At 71.2% G+C, this 20,340-nt stretch carries 20 protein-coding genes; 12 read left to right on the forward strand and 8 right to left on the reverse strand.

The annotated features are described in order from the left end of the window. Positions 1-52: 52 nt before the first annotated feature. Positions 53-919 (reverse strand): ABC transporter permease, encoded by an 867-nt coding sequence (locus ACS5PV_RS16170; protein WP_455396483.1) that lies wholly within the window; start codon positions 917-919, stop codon positions 53-55. A gap of 61 nt (positions 920-980) precedes the next feature. Further along, a complete protein-coding gene (locus tag ACS5PV_RS16175; RefSeq protein ID WP_455396359.1) occupies positions 981-1,751 on the reverse strand; it encodes an ABC transporter ATP-binding protein in 771 nt (256 codons plus the stop codon). Between the two features lie 129 nt (positions 1,752-1,880). On the opposite strand from ACS5PV_RS16175, the gene ACS5PV_RS16180 reads away from it, so the two are divergent. The 5 genes from ACS5PV_RS16180 (at position 1,881) to ACS5PV_RS16200 (ending at position 5,597) form a co-directional block, all read left to right on the forward strand. After that, positions 1,881-2,558: a response regulator transcription factor gene (locus tag ACS5PV_RS16180; protein WP_455396360.1), complete on the forward strand. Its 678-nt coding sequence runs from the start codon at positions 1,881-1,883 to the stop codon at positions 2,556-2,558. Between the two features lie 10 nt (positions 2,559-2,568). Further along, positions 2,569-3,969, forward strand: coding sequence for a sensor histidine kinase (locus ACS5PV_RS16185; protein WP_455396361.1), 1,401 nt, complete (start codon positions 2,569-2,571; stop codon positions 3,967-3,969). After that, complete coding sequence (locus tag ACS5PV_RS16190) at positions 3,966-5,093, forward strand: ABC transporter substrate-binding protein (RefSeq protein ID WP_455396362.1); 1,128 nt, start codon at positions 3,966-3,968, stop codon at positions 5,091-5,093. Before ACS5PV_RS16185 ends, ACS5PV_RS16190 begins: the two co-directional genes overlap by 4 nt. Positions 5,094-5,164: 71 nt before the next feature. Continuing rightward, a complete protein-coding gene (locus ACS5PV_RS16195; protein ID WP_162596128.1) occupies positions 5,165-5,347 on the forward strand; it encodes a hypothetical protein in 183 nt (60 codons plus the stop codon). 94 nt (positions 5,348-5,441) lie between these two features. Next, a complete protein-coding gene (locus ACS5PV_RS16200; protein WP_455396363.1) occupies positions 5,442-5,597 on the forward strand; it encodes a hypothetical protein in 156 nt (51 codons plus the stop codon). Positions 5,598-5,880: 283 nt separating this feature from the next. Here ACS5PV_RS16200 and ACS5PV_RS16205 read toward each other — a convergent pair whose 3' ends face one another. From ACS5PV_RS16205 to purM, 3 genes are all read right to left on the reverse strand, one after another. Beyond that, positions 5,881-6,237, reverse strand: coding sequence for a VanZ family protein (locus tag ACS5PV_RS16205; RefSeq protein ID WP_455396364.1), 357 nt, complete (start codon positions 6,235-6,237; stop codon positions 5,881-5,883). A 134-nt stretch (positions 6,238-6,371) separates the two neighbouring features. Continuing rightward, positions 6,372-7,046 carry a phosphoribosylglycinamide formyltransferase gene (gene purN, locus ACS5PV_RS16210; protein ID WP_455396365.1) on the reverse strand — a complete coding sequence of 225 codons (675 nt, stop codon included), beginning with the start codon at positions 7,044-7,046 and terminating at the stop codon, positions 6,372-6,374. Beyond that, positions 7,043-8,119, reverse strand: a complete 1,077-nt coding sequence (gene purM, locus ACS5PV_RS16215) for a phosphoribosylformylglycinamidine cyclo-ligase (protein WP_455396366.1) — start codon at positions 8,117-8,119, stop codon at positions 7,043-7,045. The genes purN and purM overlap by 4 nt, the downstream gene beginning before the upstream one ends. Positions 8,120-8,229: 110 nt before the next feature. On the opposite strand from purM, the gene ACS5PV_RS16220 reads away from it, so the two are divergent. From ACS5PV_RS16220 to ppx, 5 genes are all read left to right on the forward strand, one after another. Further along, positions 8,230-8,862, forward strand: coding sequence for a CDP-alcohol phosphatidyltransferase family protein (locus ACS5PV_RS16220; protein ID WP_455396367.1), 633 nt, complete (start codon positions 8,230-8,232; stop codon positions 8,860-8,862). 82 nt (positions 8,863-8,944) lie between these two features. Beyond that, positions 8,945-10,078, forward strand: coding sequence for an AI-2E family transporter (locus ACS5PV_RS16225; protein WP_455396484.1), 1,134 nt, complete (start codon positions 8,945-8,947; stop codon positions 10,076-10,078). Between the two features lie 24 nt (positions 10,079-10,102). Continuing rightward, complete coding sequence (locus ACS5PV_RS16230; protein WP_455396368.1) at positions 10,103-10,837, forward strand: hypothetical protein; 735 nt, start codon at positions 10,103-10,105, stop codon at positions 10,835-10,837. Positions 10,838-10,959: 122 nt separating this feature from the next. After that, on the forward strand, positions 10,960-13,296 hold the full coding sequence (locus ACS5PV_RS16235; protein ID WP_455396369.1) for an RNA degradosome polyphosphate kinase: 2,337 nt from the start codon (positions 10,960-10,962) through the stop codon (positions 13,294-13,296). A 62-nt stretch (positions 13,297-13,358) separates the two neighbouring features. Next, positions 13,359-14,894, forward strand: a complete 1,536-nt coding sequence (gene ppx, locus ACS5PV_RS16240) for an exopolyphosphatase (RefSeq protein WP_455396370.1) — start codon at positions 13,359-13,361, stop codon at positions 14,892-14,894. Between the two features lie 363 nt (positions 14,895-15,257). On the opposite strand, the gene ubiB is transcribed toward ppx, so the two are convergent. Further along, on the reverse strand, positions 15,258-16,808 hold the full coding sequence (ubiB, locus tag ACS5PV_RS16245) for a 2-polyprenylphenol 6-hydroxylase (protein WP_455396371.1): 1,551 nt from the start codon (positions 16,806-16,808) through the stop codon (positions 15,258-15,260). Positions 16,809-16,818: 10 nt separating this feature from the next. Next, entirely contained in the window at positions 16,819-17,577 is a 759-nt protein-coding gene (gene ubiE, locus ACS5PV_RS16250; protein WP_455396372.1) for a bifunctional demethylmenaquinone methyltransferase/2-methoxy-6-polyprenyl-1,4-benzoquinol methylase UbiE, read from the reverse strand. A 119-nt stretch (positions 17,578-17,696) separates the two neighbouring features. Here ubiE and mutM point away from each other — a divergent pair, with 119 nt between their 5' ends. Then, positions 17,697-18,587, forward strand: coding sequence for a bifunctional DNA-formamidopyrimidine glycosylase/DNA-(apurinic or apyrimidinic site) lyase (gene mutM, locus ACS5PV_RS16255; protein WP_455396373.1), 891 nt, complete (start codon positions 17,697-17,699; stop codon positions 18,585-18,587). A 345-nt stretch (positions 18,588-18,932) separates the two neighbouring features. Beyond that, positions 18,933-19,529, forward strand: coding sequence for a phasin family protein (locus tag ACS5PV_RS16260; protein WP_455396374.1), 597 nt, complete (start codon positions 18,933-18,935; stop codon positions 19,527-19,529). 49 nt (positions 19,530-19,578) lie between these two features. On the opposite strand, the gene ACS5PV_RS16265 is transcribed toward ACS5PV_RS16260, so the two are convergent. Continuing rightward, on the reverse strand, positions 19,579-20,328 hold the full coding sequence (locus ACS5PV_RS16265) for an SDR family oxidoreductase (protein WP_455396375.1): 750 nt from the start codon (positions 20,326-20,328) through the stop codon (positions 19,579-19,581). Between the last annotated feature and the right edge of the window lie 12 nt (positions 20,329-20,340).

Raw genomic sequence — 20,340 nt, forward strand, 5'->3', positions numbered from 1 at the left:
TTTGCCCGCGGGGCCGCGCGCGGTCCAGGGGGCAAGGCGCTGGAATGTCGTCTTAGTGCTGCATGCCCCAGCGGCGGATCGTCTTCTTCTCGATGTTGGCGAAGATCACGTTCTCGACGAAGAGGCCGATCATGATGACGGTGAACAGGCCGGCGAAGACGTTGGTGGTCTCGAGCGCGTTGCGGTTCTCGAAGATGTACCAGCCGAGGCCGCCCGAGCCCGAGGAGACGCCGAAGACCAGCTCCGCGGCAATCAGCGTGCGCCAGGCGAAGGCCCAGCCGACCTTGAGGCCGGTGAGGATGCTGGGGAACGCCGCCGGGATCAGGATCGCCCGAACCAGGCTCAGGTTGCGCAGGCCGTAGTTCAGCCCGACCATCCGGAGCGTGTTCGAGACCGAGCGGAAGCCCGCATGGGTGTTGAGTGCGATCGCCCACAGCACCGAGTGGACCAGCACGAAGACCACGCTGCCCTGGCCGAGGCCGAACCAGATCAGCGCCAGCGGCAGCAGCGCGATCGCCGGCAGGGGGTTGAACATCGCGGTCAGCGTCTCGAGCAGGTCGGTGCCGATCCGCGAGCCGATGGCGAGCGTGGTCAGCAGCGCGGCGAGCACGATGCCGATGCCGTAGCCGATGGCGAGCGTCTGGAGCGAGACCAGCGCCTTCGTGGGGATCTCGCCGCTCAGGATCGCGCTGGCGAAGGCCTCGACGGTGGCCGAGAAGGTCGGGAACAGGAGCGGGTTGTCGAGCCAGCGTCCGTAGGCTTCCCAGACCACCGCGAGGACGGCGAGCACGACGGCCTTGCGCAGCCAGCTCTGGCGATAGGCCAGTTCGGCGAAGGAGAGGCGCTGCTCGACGCTGATCGCGCCGGCGGCGGAGGTCTCGCGGACGATCTCGGGCCGCTGGGCCAGGGGGGGGCTGATGGGGGGGGTGATGGGGGCGAGGGTGGCGGTCACGGCGTGTCTCCCGAAGGTTCTGGCTGCCTTACGCGAACAGCATGTCGTTGATGCGGGTCTCGAGGGCGCCCTGCGCCGCGGTGCCGAGTTCCGATGCCGGCAGGCTGTTGAGCTCCGCCTTGACCTGGCCGGGATGGGGCGAGAGCAGGAGGATGCGGGTGCCGACCTTGATCGCCTCCTCGATCGAGTGGGTGACGAACAGCACCGTGAACCGGGTGTCCTCCCACAGGCGCAGGAGCTCGTCCTGCATCTTGCGGCGGGTGAGCGCGTCGAGCGCCGCGAAGGGCTCGTCCATCAGGAGGATGTCGGGCTCCATCGCCATGCCGCGGGCGATCGCCACGCGCTGCTTCATTCCGCCCGAGAGCATGTGCGGGAACGAATCGGCGAACTTCGCCAGGCCCACCTTCTCGATGTAGGACATCGCCCGGTCGTCGGCCTCCGCGCCGGCGGCGCGGCCCGAGGCGGTGAGCGCGAAGGCGACGTTCTGCCGGACCGTCTTCCAGGGCAGGAGCTGGTCGAATTCCTGGAACACCATCATCCGGTCGGGGCCCGGCTCGGTGACCTTGCGGCCCTTGAGCCTGATCTCGCCCTCGACCGGGGTCATGTAGCCGCCGATCGCCTTGAGCAGGGTGGACTTGCCGCAGCCCGACGGTCCGAGCAGGATGTAGCGGTCGCCGGGCATCACCTCGAAATCGACCCGGTAGGTCGCGGTGACCAGGTGATCGGTGGTCTTGTACTGGAGCGTGACGCCCTCGACCTGGAGCAGCGGCTCGGGAATGATGGTCGGGCGTGCGTTCATGGCGGTCCTCCCCTTGCGTCCGTCGTATGGCCCGCGTTCGATCTGGCCGGGCGTTGGAGCGTGGGATAGGCTTCGAACCTGTTGCCAACCTGACAGATAGTTCCGGCCGGCACCCGGGGAGGAATTTTCGTGCGCATCCTGCTCGTCGAGGACACGCGGGACGTCGGCGAGGCCATCGCCTCGCGCCTGCGCGGCCTCGGCCACGCGGTCGACTGGGAGGTGGATGGTGCCGCGGCCGACGCCGTGCTGGAGGTCCAGGCCTACGACCTCGTGATCCTCGACGTGAACCTGCCGGGGCTCGACGGCTTCGCGATCCTCAAGCGCCTGCGGGCGCGCCGCGGCCCGGTGCCGGTCCTGGTGCTCACCGCGCGATCGGAAGTCGACGACCGGGTCGGCGCGCTCGATCTCGGCGCCGACGACTACCTGGTGAAGCCATTCGATTTCCGCGAGCTGGAGGCGCGGGTGCGGGCGCTCCTGCGCCGCAACAGCGGCCACGCCGACAACGCGCTCTCCCTCGGCAACCTGCGCCTCGACCGGGAGGCGCGCAGCGCCAGCGTGGCGGGCGAGCCCCTGGAACTGACGCGGCGGGAATGGACCCTGATCGAGATCCTGGCGGCGCGGCCGGGCCGCATCTTCGCCAAGGGCGAGCTCTTGGAGCGGGTCTTCGCCTTCGAGGAGGAATCGAGCGAGAACGCCGTCGAGCAGATCGTGGCGCGCCTGCGCCGCAAGCTCACCGCCGCCGGCGCCCGGGCCGAGATCCGCACCCTGCGGGGCCTGGGGTACCAGGTGGTCTGCCCGGACGCATGATCTTCCCTCGATGATCTCCCGCACCTCCTCCGTGTTGTCCCGCTCGCTGTTCTCGCGCCTCGTCGCGGTGCTGGCCCTGGTCCTCACGGTCGGGGCGGCCCTGCTGCTCGCCGCCGCCTGGGCCTCGGCGCGGCTCGCGGCGGACGAGGCCTACGACCGGCTCCTCGTCGGCGCGGCGCTCCAGATCGCCGAGACCATCGCCAGCGACGGGCGCGCGATCTCGGTCGATCCGCCCTTCTCGGCCTTCGAGACGCTGGCGCTCAGCCCCCGCGACCGGATCTTCTACAAGGTGGTCGATCCCGGCGACCGGCTGCTCACGGGAGACGCCGACCTGGGCGTGCCGATCGACCGCGCCCGCCTCGCTGCCGGCCCGCTCCTCCTCGACGGCGAGCATCGCGGCCTCGCCGTGCGGGCGGTGGTGGCGGGGCGCTACGTGCCGGACGCGACGCAGGCCGGATTCGCCGCCGTGGTGGTGGCCCAGACCCGCGAGGCGCGAAGCCTCCTCACCCGCTCGCTCACGCTCAAGGCGAGCCTGATGGTGCTGGCGATGAGCGCGCTGGCGCTCGGCGCCGTCGCGGTGGCGGTGCGGACGGCCCTGCGGCCGCTTTCGGCCATCGAGGGCGTGCTGGCGGCCCGCGGTCCCAACGACCTCCAGCCGCTCGGCCTCGCCGCGCCGCAGGAGATCCACCTGCTCGTCGCCTCGATCGACCATTTCATGGGCCGGCTCTCGGGCCACGTCGCGGTGATGAAGCGCTTCATCGCCGACGCCGCGCACCAGATCCGCACGCCGCTGACGGCGCTGACCGCCCAGCTCGACCTCCTGTCGCGCGAGACCGACGAGGCGCGCCGGCGCGACCAGCTCGCCCGCATCCGCGCGCGGATGGCCGAGCTCGGCCACCTCACCAACCAGCTCCTCAACCACGCGATGGTGATCCACCGCGCCCGCTCGGCGGCCTTCGACCCGGTCGACGTGGCCGGGCTCGCCCGCCGCACCCTGATCGACGCCGTGCAAGGCGCCGGCGACCGGACGGTCGACATCGGCTACGAGGGCCCGGACGAGGCGGTGACCATCCCGGGTGACGCGATCGCGCTGCGCGAGGCGCTGGCGAACCTGATCCACAACGCCCTCAAGCACGGAGCCCCCGGCCGGCTCACCGTCCGGGTCGGGCGCGAGCGCGGCCGCGTGGTGCTGGCGGTCGAGGATGACGGGCCGGGCATCCCGGCGAGCGACTGGGCCCGGGTGCGCGAGCCGTTCCAGGCCGCCGCCGGCGGCGGGACCGGCTCCGGCCTCGGTTTGTCGATCGCCGCCGAGGTGGCGGCGGCCCATGGCGGCGAGATGCGCTTCGAGGCGCATTCCGAGAGGGGGTTCTGCGTGATCCTGTCCCTGCCGGACGGGGAGGGGCGGGCGTGATCCGCCGCCTCGCCCTGCTGCTCGCCCTGGCGCTCGCGAGCCCGGCCGCCGCCGAGGAGATGACGCGCTTTCCCGCCACCGAGCACGAGCGCACCACGCTGACGATCCGCGCCGCCGCCGACCTCGACGCGATGGCGCCGCTGATCCGCGACTACCAGCTGCTCTATCCCGACGTCACGGTGGTCTACCACGAGTACATCACCGCCGACCTGTTCGGCGAGGTGGCCTCGTCCTGCGCCGCCGGCCGGGCCGACCGCGACCGGGGGGCGGACGTGGTGATCTCCTCCTCGGTCGATCACCTGATCAAGCTCGCCAACGACGGCTGCGCCCGGGCCCACCGCTCGATCGAGACCGGCCGCCAGCCCGACTGGGCCGCCTGGCGCAACGAGGTGTTCGGCTTCACCACCGAGCCGGCGGTGATCGCCTACCGGCCCGACCTCGTGCCGCGCGAGGACCTGCCGCGCAGCCGGGTCGAGCTCGTCGACCTCCTGCGGCGCAAGCCCGAGGCCTATGCCGGGAAGATCGGCTCCTACGACATCACGCTGTCGGGGATCGGCTACCTGTTCGCCGCCTACGACGCCCGGGCGGCCGCCACCTACGGGCGCCTCGTCGAGGCGTTCGGGCGAGCCAACCTTCAGGTGCGCTGCTGCACCAGCGACCTGATCGCCGATCTCGAGGCCGGGCGCATCGCCATCGGCTACAACCTGCTCGGCTCCTACGTCTACCGGGCGATGAAGCAGGGCGCCCGCCTCGCCCTCGTCGTGCCGCGGGACTACACCCTGGTCCTCGCCCGCGCCGCCCTGGTGCCGGTCACCGCCCGGGCGGTGGGGGACGCCTTCGCGTTCGTCGACTACCTCCTGTCCGAGCGCGGCCAGCGGGTGTCGCGCGAGGAGGCGTTCTTCTTCGACCGCACCGGCCCGCTGCCGCCCGGGATCGACGGCCCGCCGAGCCTGTCCGCCGCCGGCGCCTTCCGGCCGATCACCGTCGGGCCGGTGCTGCTCGCGGTGCAGGACCGGGCCAAGCGGGCGCGCTTCCTCGCCGAGTGGCGCCAGTCGATCGGCGCGGAGGCGCCGCGGGGCGAGGGCGGAGCCCAGAACGGGCCCCGGCGGGCCGAGGAGCCGTGACCGGCGCGGCAACTCCGCGGGCCCGTCGGCCGTTGACCCGGCACGTTGACCTTGCGGAGGTGCAGACCGCCATGAAGGGATCCCCGTACAGCCTGTGGCTCTCCGCGGCCAATCGCGCCGCCGGCTTCTGGATGGGACACGCGGCGAACGCCGTGCGGCGCCAGCAGCGCGCGGCGCTGACCGAGCTCGGCAAGGCCGCGACGCCGAAGCCGAAGACGAAACGGCGCCGCCGCACCAGGCGCCGCGCCGCCTGAAGCGGAGCCCTTCGCGGCGGCCCCGAATCGGATTAACGTCCCCGGCCGTGAGTCGGCCTGCACGAGAACGGGCCGACCATCGGAGGAGGCAGCCATGCACGAGGCGGTGCGCATCACGGTGCGGCCCGACGGCCGCTACACGCTCTACCGCGGCGAGACACCGCTGATCTTCGGCCTGACCCGCGAGATGGCGTTCACCCTGGCCGAGAGCTGCGGCGTCGTCATCGAGCGGGCCTACAGCATCAACTAAGCAGATTTCGCCGAAGTGGTTGCCGGTTCGGCGCCAAAAATCTGCGACAAAACAAGAACCTAAGCGGACGAAGCGTTGGCTTGCCAACGCAAGTCTGCTTAGCGCAGCGCCCGATACGGGATACGGCCGAGGCGGGCGAACGCCCAGGCACGCCCGTCTCGATGAATTCCTCCCCTCTTCCCGCACGACTGGAGCGTCAGCCGAAGGAGATCCGGGAAAGGGGGAGGATAGGGAGCCTCGTTCTGCGAAGCGGTGTCGGCTGCGCAGGACAACGCTCCGGCCATCACGCCTCGCCGCGGGCGCCGAGGCGGGGCCAGACCACGCCGGCGGCGAGCGAGGCCGCGGCGCCGAAGCCGCAGCCGACCACCTTGACCATCAGGTCTGCGACGCGGCCGTGCCGGGTCGGCTCCAGCAGCTGGAACGCCTCGAGCGCACCCGCCGCCACGACCGTGAGCAGCAGCACCTGCACGCGGTGGCGCGGGTAGCCGAGCGCCAGCAGGAAGGCGAGCACCGCGAAGGCGCCGAACCGCTCGACCGAGACCGGCAGGGTGCTGACCGGCCGGTACCCGATCGGCGCAATCGTCGCCACCGTGATGGCGGCCAGGATCAGCCAGCCGAGATAGCGCGACGCTCTGGTCATGAGGGGATGATCCGTGTGGGCCTCGCGGCCCGTTAGTGTCGAGTGACGCTGGTGCCGGTGCCGGATGGCGCCGCGCACGGCAATCCTGGCCCGGAAGGTTTAAGAATCCGACCGGGGAATGTGCTGCACTGCGATCAACTGAGCGCGGGTGCCAAGAGCGCCGGCGCCACGAGCGCACCCTCGGCGGCGCCGCTGCCTTGCGCGAACACCACCCGGCCCCCGTCGAGGCGGGCCCGCCCGCTCGCCACGAGCGCCAGCGCCGCCGGGTAGAGCCGGTGCTCCTGCACCAGCACCCGGGCGCTCAAGGCATCCTCGTCGTCGTCGGGCAGCACCGGCACGGCGGCCTGGGCGACGATCGGGCCGGCATCGAGCTCGGGCACCACGAAATGCACCGTGCAGCCATGCAGGCGCACCCCGGCGGCGAGCGCCTGGGCGTGGGTGTGGGTGCCGCGAAACAGCGGCAGCAGGGAAGGGTGGATGTTGAGCATCCGCCCGGCCCAGGCCTCGACGAACCACGGCGTCAGCACCCGCATGAAGCCGGCGAGCACCAGGAACTCGACGCCTTGGCGGCGCAACGCCGCGTCGAGCGCCCGCTCGAAGGCAGCCCGGTCGGAAAAGGCGCGGTGATCGACCGCCGCGGTGGCGATCCCGGCCTCCGCTGCCCGGGCGAGGCCGGGCGCGTCCGGCCGGTTCGAGGCGACCAGCACGATCTCGGCCGGGTAGTCCGGGGCACGGGCGGCGTCCAGCAGCGTCGCCATGTTGGAGCCGCGGCCCGAGATCAGGACGCCGACCTTGGCGCGGGCGCTCATAGGCCGAGCCGGCCCGAATAGGTGACGGCCGCCTCGCCCCGCCCGGTGATCTGCCCGAGGCGGACCGGCGCCTCGCCGGCGGCCTCGAGCGCGCGGGTCACCGCATCGGCCTGCGCGGGATCGACCACCACCACCATGCCGATGCCGCAGTTGAAGGTGCGCAGCATCTCAACCTCGGCGACGTTGCCCTGGCGGGCAAGCCAGCCGAAGACGGGCGGGACCTTCACGGCCGACAGGTCCAGCGCGATGCCGACGCCGTCGGGCAGGACGCGCGGCAGGTTGTCGGGAAAGCCGCCGCCGGTGATGTGGGCGAGCGCCTTGATGGCGCCGTGGCCGGTCGCTTTCAGCGCCGCCAGCAGCGGCTTGACGTAGATGCGGGTCGGCTCCAGCAGCGCCTCGCCGAGGCTGATGCCTTCCGCGAACGGCGCGGCTGAGTCGTAGCCGAGGCCGGAGGCCGCCACGATCCGGCGCACCAGCGAGAACCCGTTCGAGTGCACACCCGACGAGGGCAGGCCGAGCACCACGTCGCCCGGCGCGATGCCGGCGACCGGAAGCAGCGCGCCGCGCTCGGCCGCACCCACCGCGAAGCCCGCGAGGTCGTAGTCGGAGCCGTCGTAGAGGCCCGGCATCTCGGCGGTCTCGCCGCCGATCAGCGCGCAGCCGGCCTGGCGGCAGCCCTCGGCGATGCCCTTCACAATGTCGGCGCCGACCCCCGGAACCAGCTTGCCGGTGGCGTAGTAGTCGAGGAAGAACAGCGGCTCGGCGCCCTGCACGATGATGTCGTTGACGCACATCGCCACGAGGTCGATGCCGATCGTGGCGTGGCGCCCGGTCTCGATCGCGATCTTGACCTTGGTGCCGACGCCGTCATTGGCCGCGACCAGGATCGGGTCGGTGAAGCCCGCGGCCTTCAGGTCGAACAGGCCGCCGAAGCCGCCGATCTCCGCATCGGCCCCCGGCCGGCGGGTCGCCCGCACCAGGGGCTTGATCGCCTCGACCATGGCGTTGCCGGCATCGATGTCGACGCCGGCTTCCGCGTAGGTCATCCCGTTCTGGCGCTCGCCCGTCGTCATCCCTCGACCCTTCGCCTCGATCCTGCACTGGTTGCGACCGCTCTTAGCCTCTCTTGTGCGTGATCGCGAGTCTTGCCCGCGACCGCGAGTCGGGGCAGCCGGGTAAAGCCATGACCTTGCCGAAGACCTCCTCGCCCAAGACCCCTTCGCCGAAGCCCCGCCCGGCATTCCTGCCCCGATCGCTGCCGAACCTGATCACCGCCGCGCGCCTCGCCCTGGTGCCGGTCGTCGTCTGGGCGATCGCGCGCGAGGCCTGGGGTACCGCCGTCGTGGTCTTCGCGCTCGCCGGCCTCTCCGACGGGATCGACGGGTATCTCGCCCGCCGCTACGCGCTGACGAGCCGGCTCGGGGCGATCCTCGATCCCCTCGCCGACAAGGCCCTGATGCTCGCGGTCCTGGTGAGCCTGACGCTCGCAGGACTCGTGCCGGTGTGGTTTCCGGTGGTGCTGGTCGCCCGCGACACCCTGATGGTCGCGGGCGCGGGCCTCGCCCGTCTCGCCGGCCGGCCGCTGGAGACCCCGCCGCTCCTCGTCGGCAAGCTCAACACCGCCGGCCAGATCGCCTTCATGGCCTGGCTTCTCCTCGGCCGGGCCCTCGGGATCGACGCGGCAGGGATAGAGGCTCTCGCGATGCCGGCGCTCGTCGTGCTGTCGGTCGCCTCGGGCGTCGTCCAGGGCCTCGCCGGGTGGCGGTCGGCGGTCCGGGACCGCCCGATGAAGCGGCGAGGGGACCGCCCCGCTTGACCCTGCGGCGCGTGCCTTCCATCTCGGGCCGGCCGGGGCGCGACGGATTCGCGTCGAGCGACGGGGCCTCATCGCGATGCCGATCCAACGCCGGGCCGCCATCACCCTGGCCGTCCTCGCCCTCGTGGTGTTCCTGCTCTACCAGCTGCGCGACGTGCTGCTGCCCTTCGTCGCCGGCGCGGCCCTCGCCTACGCCCTCGACCCGGTCGCCGACCGGCTGGAGCGGCTCGGGATCGGGCGCCTCACCGCGACGCTGATCATCCTGGCGACGTTCCTGCTCGGGCTGATCCTGGCGCTCATCCTGGTGGTGCCGCTCGCGGCCAACCAGATCGCGGCCCTCGTCGCCTCGCTCCCGGCGATGATCGCCAAGCTCCAGGCGATCATCGCCGAGCGGGCCGGGCCCCTGATCGAGCGGGCCGGCGGCCACGGCGCGCTCCAGGAGCTGCAATCCTCGGTCGGCAACCTGATGGGCCAGGCGGTGGCCTGGATCCTCGGCTTCCTGCGCTCGCTGTGGTCCGGGAGCCAGGCGGTCGTCGGCATCGTCTCGCTGCTCGTGGTGACGCCGGTCGTGGCGTTCTACCTGCTCGTCGACTGGGACCGGATGATTGCGACCCTCGACCGCTGGGTGCCGCCGCGCCACCGCCCGACCGCCCGGATGCTCGCCACCGAGATCGACGGGGCGATCACCGCCTTCATCCGCGGCCAGAGCCTGGTCTGCCTGATCCTCGGCACGTTCTACGCGCTGGGCCTGTGGCTGGTCGGGCTCAATTTCGGCGTGCTGATCGGCCTGATGGCGGGGTTCCTCACCTTCATCCCGTACGTCGGCTCGCTCACCGGCTTCCTGCTCTCCACCGGCGTCGCCCTGGTGCAGTTCTGGCCCGACTGGGTCTCGGTGCTGCTGACCGTCGGGATCTTCCTCGTCGGGCAGTTCCTGGAGGGCAACGTGCTCCAGCCCAAGCTCGTCGGCGACGCGGTGCGGCTGCACCCGGTCTGGCTGATGTTCGCGCTGCTCGCCTTCGGCTCACTGTTCGGCTTCCTCGGCCTGCTGCTCGCCGTGCCGGTGGCGGCGGCGCTCGGCGTCGTCGCCCGCTTCGGGGTCAGGCGCTATCTCGAGAGCCGGCTCTACCACGACGGCACGCCGATCCTGACGGCGGACGCCGAGGTCGCCGCGGTCACGGTGGCGAAACCCGCCCCGCCCGCCATATCGAAGCCCTGAACCGTCCGAGGCCCCCGACCCCGCATGCCCGATCACCCGCGCCAGCTCGCCCTCGACCTGCCGGTCGCCCCCCGCTTCGGCTCCGAGGACTTCCTGGTCAGCCCCTCGAACGAGGAGGCCTATGCCCGCATCGAGGCCTGGCCCGAGTGGCCCGACCGCGTCCTCGTGCTCACCGGCCCCCCGGGCAGCGGCAAGAGCCACCTCGCGGCGATCTTCGCCGAGCGTGCGGGCGCGCTCACGGTGCCGGTCTCGGCGGTGACGGCGGAGGCGGTGCCGGAGCTCAGCCTCGCCGAGGCGCTGGTGATCGAGGATGCCGACCGCGCCGAGGAGCGCGACGAGGCCGCCCTGTTCCACCTCCTCAACCTCGCCCGCGAGCGGGGCTCGAGCGTGGTGGTGACCGGGTCGAGCGCGGTCGAGGCCTGGGGGATCGCCACACCCGACCTGCGCTCGCGCCTGCGGCTGGCGCCCGGCGTGCGTCTCGCGCCGCCGGACGAGGCCCTGCTCAAGGTCGTGCTGGTCAAGCTCTTCCTCGACCGCCAGCTCGTCGTCGACACCAGCGTGGTCGACGCCCTGGCGCTGCGCCTCGACCGGTCGCTGGCCCGCGCCCGCGACGTGGTGGCTCTCCTCGACCGGGAGGGGTTGAGCCGGCGCCGGCGCATCACCCGGCCGCTCGCGCTCGCCACCCTGGCGGCCCTGGAGGGGCCGGGTGACGGGGAAGGCGACGGGGACGACGCGGACGAGGAGCCCGACGGGGCGTGAGACCGCGACGCCGCGGGGACGCGAACGGGTGACTCCCGCGCCCTTCACGCAAATGTCAAACTGTCCTGTCACCGGGGAGGGCTGAGAGTTGCCCCCCGGTCTCGATCCAAGGAGGAGCCACCGTGTCGGACACCGCTGCCGGAGCCAGTGCTATCCCGGTCCTCGACGAGACCGAGGCGACGCCTGAGAAGGTGGAGGGCACCCGACGCGACGAGGCGGACATTCTCGCCGAGGCGAAAGCCGATCCCGACGCCAGGCGCCCGTCCGACGAGGCCGAGGTGGACGCCGCCGGCCAGGCCAAGGCCGAGGCGGTCGCGGCCGGGCGGGCCCTGCGCCACGAGCCCGGCCGCTACGTCAACCGCGAATTGTCGTGGCTGCAATTCAACCGCCGGGTGCTGGAGGAGGCCTCGAATGCCGGCCACCCGCTGCTGGAGCAGCTGCGCTTCCTGTCGATCTCGGCCAACAACCTCGACGAGTTCTTCATGGTGCGGGTCGCGGGCCTGCACGACCAGGTCCGCGCCGGGCTGACCGCGCCCTCGGCCGACGGCCTGTCGCCGTCCGAGCAACTCGCGCGCATCGACGCCGAGGTCACCGGGCTCGCCCGCGACCAGCAGACCCGCTGGCGCGAGCTGCGGGAGGAACTGCACCACAACGCCATCGACCTCGTCGAGGCGATGGATCTCACGGCGGAGGAGGCGGCCTGGCTTGAGGATTACTTCCTCCAGCACATCTTCCCCGTCCTGACGCCGCTCGCCATCGACCCGGCCCATCCGTTCCCGTTCATCCCGAATCTCGGCTCGACCATCGCCCTCACCCTGGTGCGCCCGCGCGACGCGCGGGTGCTGCGGGCGCTGATCCGCCTGCCCTCGATCATCGACCGCTTCGTGCGCCTGCCCGATCTCGGCCAGACCGGCACCGCCCGCTTCATCGCCATCGAGCAGGTGATCGTGCTGTTCACGAGCCGCCTGTTTCCCGGCTACCTCGTCAAGGGCCAGGGCGGCTTCCGGGTGGTGCGCGATTCCGACCTCGAGATCGAGGAGGAGGCCGAGGACCTGGTGCGCCACTTCGAGACGGCGCTCAAGCAGCGCCGCCGCGGCGTGGTGATCCGCCTCGAAGTCGTCGCCACCATGCCGGAGGACCTGCGCACCTTCGTCGCCGACGAATTGGAGATCCCGCTCGATTCGGTCTTCGTCGTCGAGGGGATGCTCGCGCTCAACGAGCTGTCGCAGATCGTCGGGATCGACCGGCCCGACCTGAAGTTCAAGCCCTACAACCCGCGCTTCCCCGAGCGCATCCGCGAGAGCGGCGGCGACTGCTTCGCGGCGATCCGCCAGAAGGACTTCATCGTCCACCACCCCTACGAGTCGTTCGACTCGGTGGTGCAGTTCCTGTCTCAGGCCGCCCGCGACCCGAACGTGGTGGCGATCAAGCAGACGCTCTACCGCACCTCGTCGAACTCCCCGATCGTCGCGGCGCTGGCGGAGGCCGCCGAGGCCGGCAAGTCGGTGACGGCGCTGGTCGAACTGAAGGCCCGCTTCGACGAGGAAGCCAACATCCGCTGGGCCCGCAACCTGGAGAAGGCCGGCGCGCAGGTCGTGTTCGGCTTCATCGAGCTGAAGACCCACGCCAAGCTCTCGATGGTGGTGCGCCGCGAGGGCGACCGCCTGGTGAGCTACTGCCACGTCGGCACCGGCAACTACCACCCGATCACCGCCAGGATCTACACCGACCTGTCGTTCTTCACCGCCGACCCGGTGATCGGGCGCGACGTCTCGCGGATCTTCAACTTCATCACCGGCTACGCCGAGCCGGCGGAGCTGGAGCGGATGGCGGTCTCGCCCCTGACCCTGAAGGCGCGCCTGCTCGAGCACATCGCCGAGGAGATCGCGCACGCACGTGCCGGCCGGCCGGCGGCGATCTGGATCAAGTGCAACTCGCTCGTCGACACCCAGGTCATCGACGCGCTCTACGACGCGAGCGAGGCCGGCGTCTCGATCGACTGCGTGGTGCGCGGCATCTGCTGCCTGCGGCCCGGGGTGCCGGGCCTGTCGGAGAACATCCGCGTCAAGTCGATCGTCGGGCGGTTCCTGGAGCACGGCCGGGTCTACGCCTTCGGCAACGGCGTCGGGCTGCCCCACCCGAAGGCCCGGGTCTACATCTCCTCGGCCGACCTGATGAGCCGCAACCTCGACCGCAGGGTGGAGGCGATGCTGCCGATCCTCAACCCGACGGTGCACCAGCAGGTGCTCGACCAGATCATGATGGCGAATCTCCTCGACAACCAGCAGAGCTGGCGTGTACTGGCGTCGGGCGCGAGCGAGCGGATCGAGCCCGCCGAGGGCGAGGAACCCTTCAACGCGCACAAGTATTTCATGACCAACCCGAGCCTGTCGGGCCGCGGGAAGGCATCGAAGAAATCGAGTCCGCGCGCGCTCAGCCGGCGCGCCCAGCGCGCCTGACTGGGGCGACCCGGGCTCCAGGGTCCTCCAGGTCGGGCGGCGCTTCCGTCAAGAGGACCTGGATGGGCCTGGATCGTACCGCCCTCGACGAGGCCGCGCTCGCCCGGATCGAGCCCGGCGCCCCCGTCGCCATCATCGATATCGGCTCGAACTCCGTCCGGCTGGTCGCCTATTCGGGCATCAGCCGGGCGCCGACGCCGCTCTACAACGAGAAGGTCCTGTGCGGCCTAGGCCGCAACGTGCTCTCCACCGGCCGCCTCAACGAGGAGGCGGTGCGCCGCGCCCTCCAGGCGCTGGCCCGGTTCCGGGTCCTGTGCGAGACCATGCATGTCGGCCAGGTCTTCGTGCTCGCCACCGCCGCCGCCCGCGACGCCGAGAACGGTCCGGCCTTCCTCGACGCGGCGCGCGCCGCCTGCGGCCACCCGATCGAGCTTCTGTCGGGCCGGCGCGAGGCCGAGCTCTCGGCCTACGGCGTCATCTCGGGGTTCCACGCGCCGGACGGCGTGGTGGGCGACCTCGGCGGCGGCAGCCTGGAACTCGTCGACCTGCGCGGCTCGGCGGTCGGCAGCGGCGTGACCATGCCGCTCGGTGGCCTCGCTCTCCAGGACCTCAGCGGCGGCTCGCTGAAGAAAGCCCGCAAGATCGCCGCCGACGCGCTGAAGAAGGCCGGTCCGCAGCTCGACACGCTCAAGGGCCGCACCTTCTACGCCGTCGGCGGGACCTGGCGGGCGCTCGCCCGCCTGCACCAGGCGGCGCGGGACTACCGCCTGCACGTGATGCACGGCTATGCGATCGAGCCGAACGACGAATTGTCCTTCCTCCAGGTCGTCGAGCAGTCGGACGCCGCGACGCTCGCCGCCGTCGAGAGCGTGTCCGAGGCCCGTCGTCCCCTGCTCGCCTACGGCGCGGTGGTGCTGGAAGAGGTGATCCGCTCCGGGCGCCCGCGCGAGATCGCGATCTCGGCCACCGGCGTGCGCGAGGGCCTGCTCTACGAGAAGCTCGACGCCGCCGCGCGTGCCCGGGACCCGCTGCTGATGGCAGCCGCCGAGCTCAACCGCCTGCGCTGCCGCAGCCCCGGCCACGGCCCCGAGCTCCAGGCCTGGACCGACGCCTTCATGGCGAGCCTGTCGAGCCCGGAGACCGCCGACGAGCGGCGCTTGCGCCACGCCGCCTGCCTGCTCGCCGATGTCGGCTGGCGCACCCATCCGGATTACCGCGGCGAGCAGAGCCTCAACGTCATCGCCCACGCTTCCTTCACCGGCATCGACCATCCGGGCCGGGCCTACCTGGCGGTCGCGGTGTTCTTCCGCCACGAGGGGGTCGCCCCCGAGAAGGCGAGCCCGCTCCTGCGCCAGCTCGCCGGCCCGCGCCTGTTCGAGCAGGCGCGTCTCCTCGGTGCGGTCCTGCGCGTCGCCTTCCCGGTCTCCGTGGCGATGGAGGGCATCCTGCCGCGCACGCCCCTCGTGATGCGCGACGGCACCCTCGTCCTGACCCTGCCGCACTCCCTGCGCGACCTCGCCAGCGACCGCCTGTCGAACCGCCTGCGCGGGCTCGGGCGCCTGCTCGGGGCCGAGGCGCGGATCGAGATCGAGGCGTGAGGCTGGCGACCGCCGGGCGTGTCCCGGCGGTCCTTGCAAGGGTGTAGCCGGGCAACGGCCGCGCTGCGTTGCGGTCCACGGAGCTACGGCTCACGCGTGCTGGATGGCCGTCGGATTTTCGTAAGCCTCGCCCTTTCCCGGACGACTGCAACGAAGTGGAAGGAGATCCGGGATCCAGCACAAGGACTCGCCGCGAAGCGGCTCTGAATGCTGCATCGTTGTGGATGAGCGGACGCTTCGCGACTTCTCTCGCTGGATCCCGGATCTCCTTCCGCTGACGCTCCAGTCGTCCGGGAAAAGGCGGAGCAGAGAACAAATCGTCGGAGCTGCACCCGGGGCGTCGGTCCCGGATGCAGCACCGCCTCAGCGCAGCGCGATCGCCAGCAGCGACCCGGCGATCACCCAGAGCGCCAGGGTCGACCACACCATCCGCTTGGTCTCGATCCGGATGCGGCGCTCGACGCGCGAGACCTCGCGCAGACCCTCCTCGTCGAGGCGCACCAGCACGCGCTTGGCCCGCTGCGCGAGGTCGGGCACGTCGGCCACCACGTCGGCGAGCGTCAGCACCGCGCGGCGGGCCTGGTCGGCCCGGCCGATCGGCCCGAGGTTGCGGGTGAGCCAGCTCCGCACCACCGGCTCGGCGGTGGTCCACATGTCGAGGCGCGGATCGAGCGAGCGGGCGACGCCCTCGACCACCACCATGGTCTTCTGGAGCATCACCAGCTCGGTGCGGGTGCTCATGTCGAACAACGCCGTGACGTCGAAGAGCAGCGTCAGGACCTTCGCCATCGAGATCTCGTCGGCCCGGCGCTGGTGGATCGGCTCGCCGATCGCCCGGATGGCTTGCGCGAAATCGTCGACGGAGTGGTGGGAGGGGACGTAGCCGGCCTCGAAATGCACCTCGGCTACCCGGCGGTAGTCGCGCAGGATGAAGCCCAGAAGGATTTCCGCCAGGAAGCGGCGCTCCTTGATCCCGAGCCGGCCCATGATGCCGAAGTCGACCGCCACCAGCCGCCCGGCCGGGTCGACGAACAGGTTGCCCGGGTGCATGTCGGCGTGGAAGAAGCCGTCCCGGATCGCGTGGCGCAGGAAGGACTGGATCACCGTCCGGCCGAGGGCCGCCGCGTCGTGGCCGGCCTCCACGATCGCCTGCCGGTCGTTGAGGCGGATGCCGTCGATCCACTCGCTCGCCAGCACGTCGCGCCCGGTCAGCTCCCAGACCGGCTGCGGCACCCGGAACTCGGGGTCGTCCTTGATGTTCTCGGCGAGCTCCGAGAGGGCGGCGGCCTCGAGCCGCAGGTCCATCTCCATCGCGACGGAGCGGGCGAGCGTCTCCACCACCTCGCGCGGGCGCAGGCGCTCGGCCTCGGGGCGCAGTGCCTCGACCACCCGGGCCATGAAGCGCATCGCCTGGATGTCGCGGGCGAAGCGCTCGCGCACCCCCGGCCGCATGATCTTGACCGCGACCACCCGCTCGGTGCCGTCGGGCTCGACGAGATGCGCCTTGTGGACCTGCGCGATCGAGGCGGCGGCGATCGGCTCGCTGAACGAGGTGAACAGCTCGTGGAGCGGCTTGCCGAGGGTCGATTCGAGGATGCCGACCGCGGTCGCCTGCGGGAAGGGCGGCACCCGGTCCTGCAAGCGCTCCAGGTCGCGGGCGGCGGCCATGCCAACGATGTCGGGGCGCGTCGCCAGGAACTGGCCGAACTTGACGTAGGACGGGCCGAGGCGGGTGAGCGCCGCGGGCAGGCGACCGGGGCCGAGGCCGGGGCGCTCCAGCTTGCGGCCGAGCCGCAGGACGAGGCGCAGGTGCGGCGGCAGCTCGGCGGCATCCACGAAGGAGAGACCGCCCTCGCGGGCCATCACCCAGCCGACATGGATGCCCCGCGCGAGGTGGGCGACGAGGCTCAGCACGGGTCAGGCCTCACGCGAGCTTCCAGCCGGAATGGATGGCGCAGATCCCGCCCGAGAGCGGCCGGTGGGTGACGTGGCCGAAGCCCGCCTCCTCGATCATCCGGGAAAAGCTCCCGGGGGTCGGGAAGCGGCGGATCGACTCGACGAGGTACTGGTAGGATTCCTTGTCGCCGGCGACCATCGCGCCGAGGCGCGGGATGACCTTGAACGAGTAGGCCTCGTAGATCTTGTCGAGCCCCGGTACGTCGACGTGGGAGAATTCCAGGCACAGGAAGCGCCCGCCGACCTTGAGCACCCGGTGGGCCTCCTGGAGCGCCAGCTCGATCCGCGGCACGTTCCTGATGCCGAAGGCGATGGTGTAGGCGTCGAAGGTCGAGGACGGCAGCGGCAGCGACTCGGCGTTGCCGGCGACGAAATCGATGCGCGAGCCGTATCGGTGGCCGGCCCGCTCGCGGCCGACGCCGAGCATCGCCTCGTTGATGTCGAGCACGGTGACCTTGGTGTCGGGCCCGCCGGCCTCAAGCGTCCGGAACGCGATGTCGCCGGTGCCGCCGGCGACATCCAGCAGCCGGAACGGCCGGGTGCGCGAGGGGCGCAGGGTCGACACGAAGGCGCTCTTCCAGGCCCGGTGCAGCCCCCCCGACATCAGGTCGTTCATCAGGTCGTAGCGCTTGGCCACCGAGCGGAAGACCTCGTTGACGCGGTCCTGCTTCTCCGCGAGCCGGACGCGCTCGAAGCCGAAATCGGTGCTGGTCTCGTCGCCGGCCATGCCATCAGGTCCCCTGTCGTGGCGGCCTGCATAGCGAAGCCGGTGAGAAATCACCATCTTGGCCTGCATCTCCGAGGGGTGCGCTTCGTCGCGCCCACCTCCTTCTCCACGGAAGACCGATGCCCGAGCTGCCCGAAGTCGAGACTGTGCGCCGCGGACTGGAGCCCGCGATGGTCGGCTCCCGCTTCACCGATGTCGTGTTGAACCGGCCGAACCTCCGCTTTCCCTTCCCGCCCCGCTTCGCCGCGCGGGTGGAGGGACAGGAGGTCATCGCCCTGTCGCGGCGCGCCAAGTACCTCGTCGCCGAATTGTCCTCCGGCGAGGCGCTGATCATGCATCTCGGGATGAGCGGGCGCTTCGACGTGCACCTGGCCGACGGTCGGCACGTCTCGCCCGGCGACTTCTACCTCGAAGGGGCACAGGGCCAGGCCAAGCACGACCACGTCCGGTTCGCGCTCTCGAACGGTGCCCAGGTGGTCTACAACGACGCCCGCCGCTTCGGCTTCATGGACCTCGTGCCGTCCGCGGATCTCTCCACCTGCCGCCACTTCGCCGGCATGGGCATCGAGCCGCTCGGCAACGAACTCTCCGGCGAGACGATCGCGGGCCTGTTCGCGGGAAAGCGCACGCCGCTCAAGGCCGCGCTCCTCGACCAGCGGCTGATCGCGGGCCTCGGCAACATCTACGTCTGCGAGGCGCTTCATCGGGCGAAGCTCCACCCGGAAGCGCCCGCCGGCACGCTGGCCGACGCCGCCGGCCGCCCGACCGCGAAGGCCAAGCGCCTCGCCACCGTGATCCGCGACGTGCTGACCGAGGCGGTGGCGGCGGGCGGCTCGACCCTGCGCGACTACGCCCACACCGACGGCAGCGCGGGCGCGTTCCAGCACGCCTTCCGGGTCTACGACCGGGAAGGGCTGGGCTGCACGGCGCGAGGGTGCCGCGGGGTGGTGCGGCGGCTGGTGCAGTCGGGGCGGTCGACCTTCTACTGCGAGACGTGCCAGCCGCGGTGAGGGCTGGTCGACCCGGAAGCCGGTTCGGGTTGGCAGTAGGCCATGAAGCCCTCCGTCTCATCTCGGGCTCTCGACACGCCTCGCCCTGGGATGACACGGAGGGCTGCAATTCGGTCGATCACCTCCCGGATCTCCGATCGTAATCCCGGCGCGCATCAAAATTTTCGATCATATCGCATGTTATCGCACGCTCGCATGAGTCGTATTTCATGCACATTGCGTCGCAAGACAACAAGAACAGTGATGCTAAAATAAAGAAAAATCACTAGAAATCATGAAGCGAATTCCATCCCGGGGAGGAAAGGGGCCGAAGCGCATCGATTGGCAAAAACCAGGAGAAGCGAAATGGCGACGACGCAGCAATCCGAACAGACCAAGAAGACCGAGCCGATGAAGGGCGCCCTCGAAAGCACCGCCAACGGGATCGAGAGCGGCGCCGCGCAGGCGTCCAGGATGACCGACCTCGCCAAGGACAGCCTCGACAAGGCCGGCGCGCTGCAAGGACGAACCGCCGACACCGCGCAGCAGATCGTGCAGATCGGCGTCGAGACGGTCTCGCGCACGGCGCGGGAATTCAACGATCAATTGCAGCGGACGATCGGCGTCGGCAGCGAGGACGGGGCGCGGTTCGCCGAGCAGGCGCGGAAGAACTCCGAGGCCGTCAGCCGCTGCGGCACGGTGATGAGCCACGCGATGCAGGATGCGTGGCGCAGCTCGGTCGAGCTCGGCCAGAAGCGCTGGCAGCGCAACCTGGAGGGCCTGAAGCGCCTCGCCGGCGCCCGCACGATGCAGGAATTCTCGATGCTCCAGAGCGAGATGATGCGCGAGACCGTGCAGAGCGTGGTCGAGGATGCCCGCACCGTCACCGAGACCTCCCTGCGCTCCTTCGAGGAGGTGGGGAAGATCTGCGCCAGCGTGAAGCCGCTGCCGGCGTCGCGCTGAAGCGGGACGGGTCCGCGCCTCCGGACCGGGAGGCGCGGACCCGCTTCGATCAGACCGTGCGGCCGCCGTCGATCGGCATCTCGACGCCGGTGATGAACTCCGCCTCGTCCGAGGCGAGGAACAGCGCCACGTTGGCGATGTCGGAGGCCCGCGACATCCGCCCCAGCGGGATCGTCGCCACGAACTTGGCGCGGTTCTCCGGGGTGTCCGGCACGCCCATGAAGGCCTCGAGCAGGCCGGTCTCGCCCATCACCGGGCAGAGCGCGTTGACGCGGATCTTCCACGGCGCTAGCTCGACGGCGAGCGACTTCGACATCAGGTTCACCGCCCCCTTCGAGGCGTTGTACCAGGTCAGGCCGGGACGGGGCCGGATGCCGGCGGTCGAGCCGACGTTGAGGATCACGCCGCCGCCGTTGTCGCGCATCGCCGGCGCCAGCGCCCGGACGAAGTGGAAGATCGACTTCACGTTGACCCGGAAGACCCGGTCGAAGGCCTCCTCGTCGACATCCATCAGCGGCTGGTTGCGGTGGGTGGTGCCGGCGTTGTTCACCAGGATGTGCGGCGTGCCGAAGGCCTCGGTGGTGCGCCGGACCGCCGCCTGCACGTCCTCGGTGCTGCCGACATCGGCCGCGATGGCGATCGCCGACGCGCCGATCTCGCCCGCCACCCGCTCGGCGGCGTCGCCGCGCAGATCGAGCACCGCGACCTTGGCGCCCTCAGTCGCGTAGCGCCTGGCGATGCCCTCGCCGAAGCCGCCGCCGGCGCCGGTGACGATCGCGACCTTGCCGTTCAGCCTCATGGAAGTCTCCTG

Source organism: Methylobacterium sp. Gmos1 (assembly GCF_053764715.1).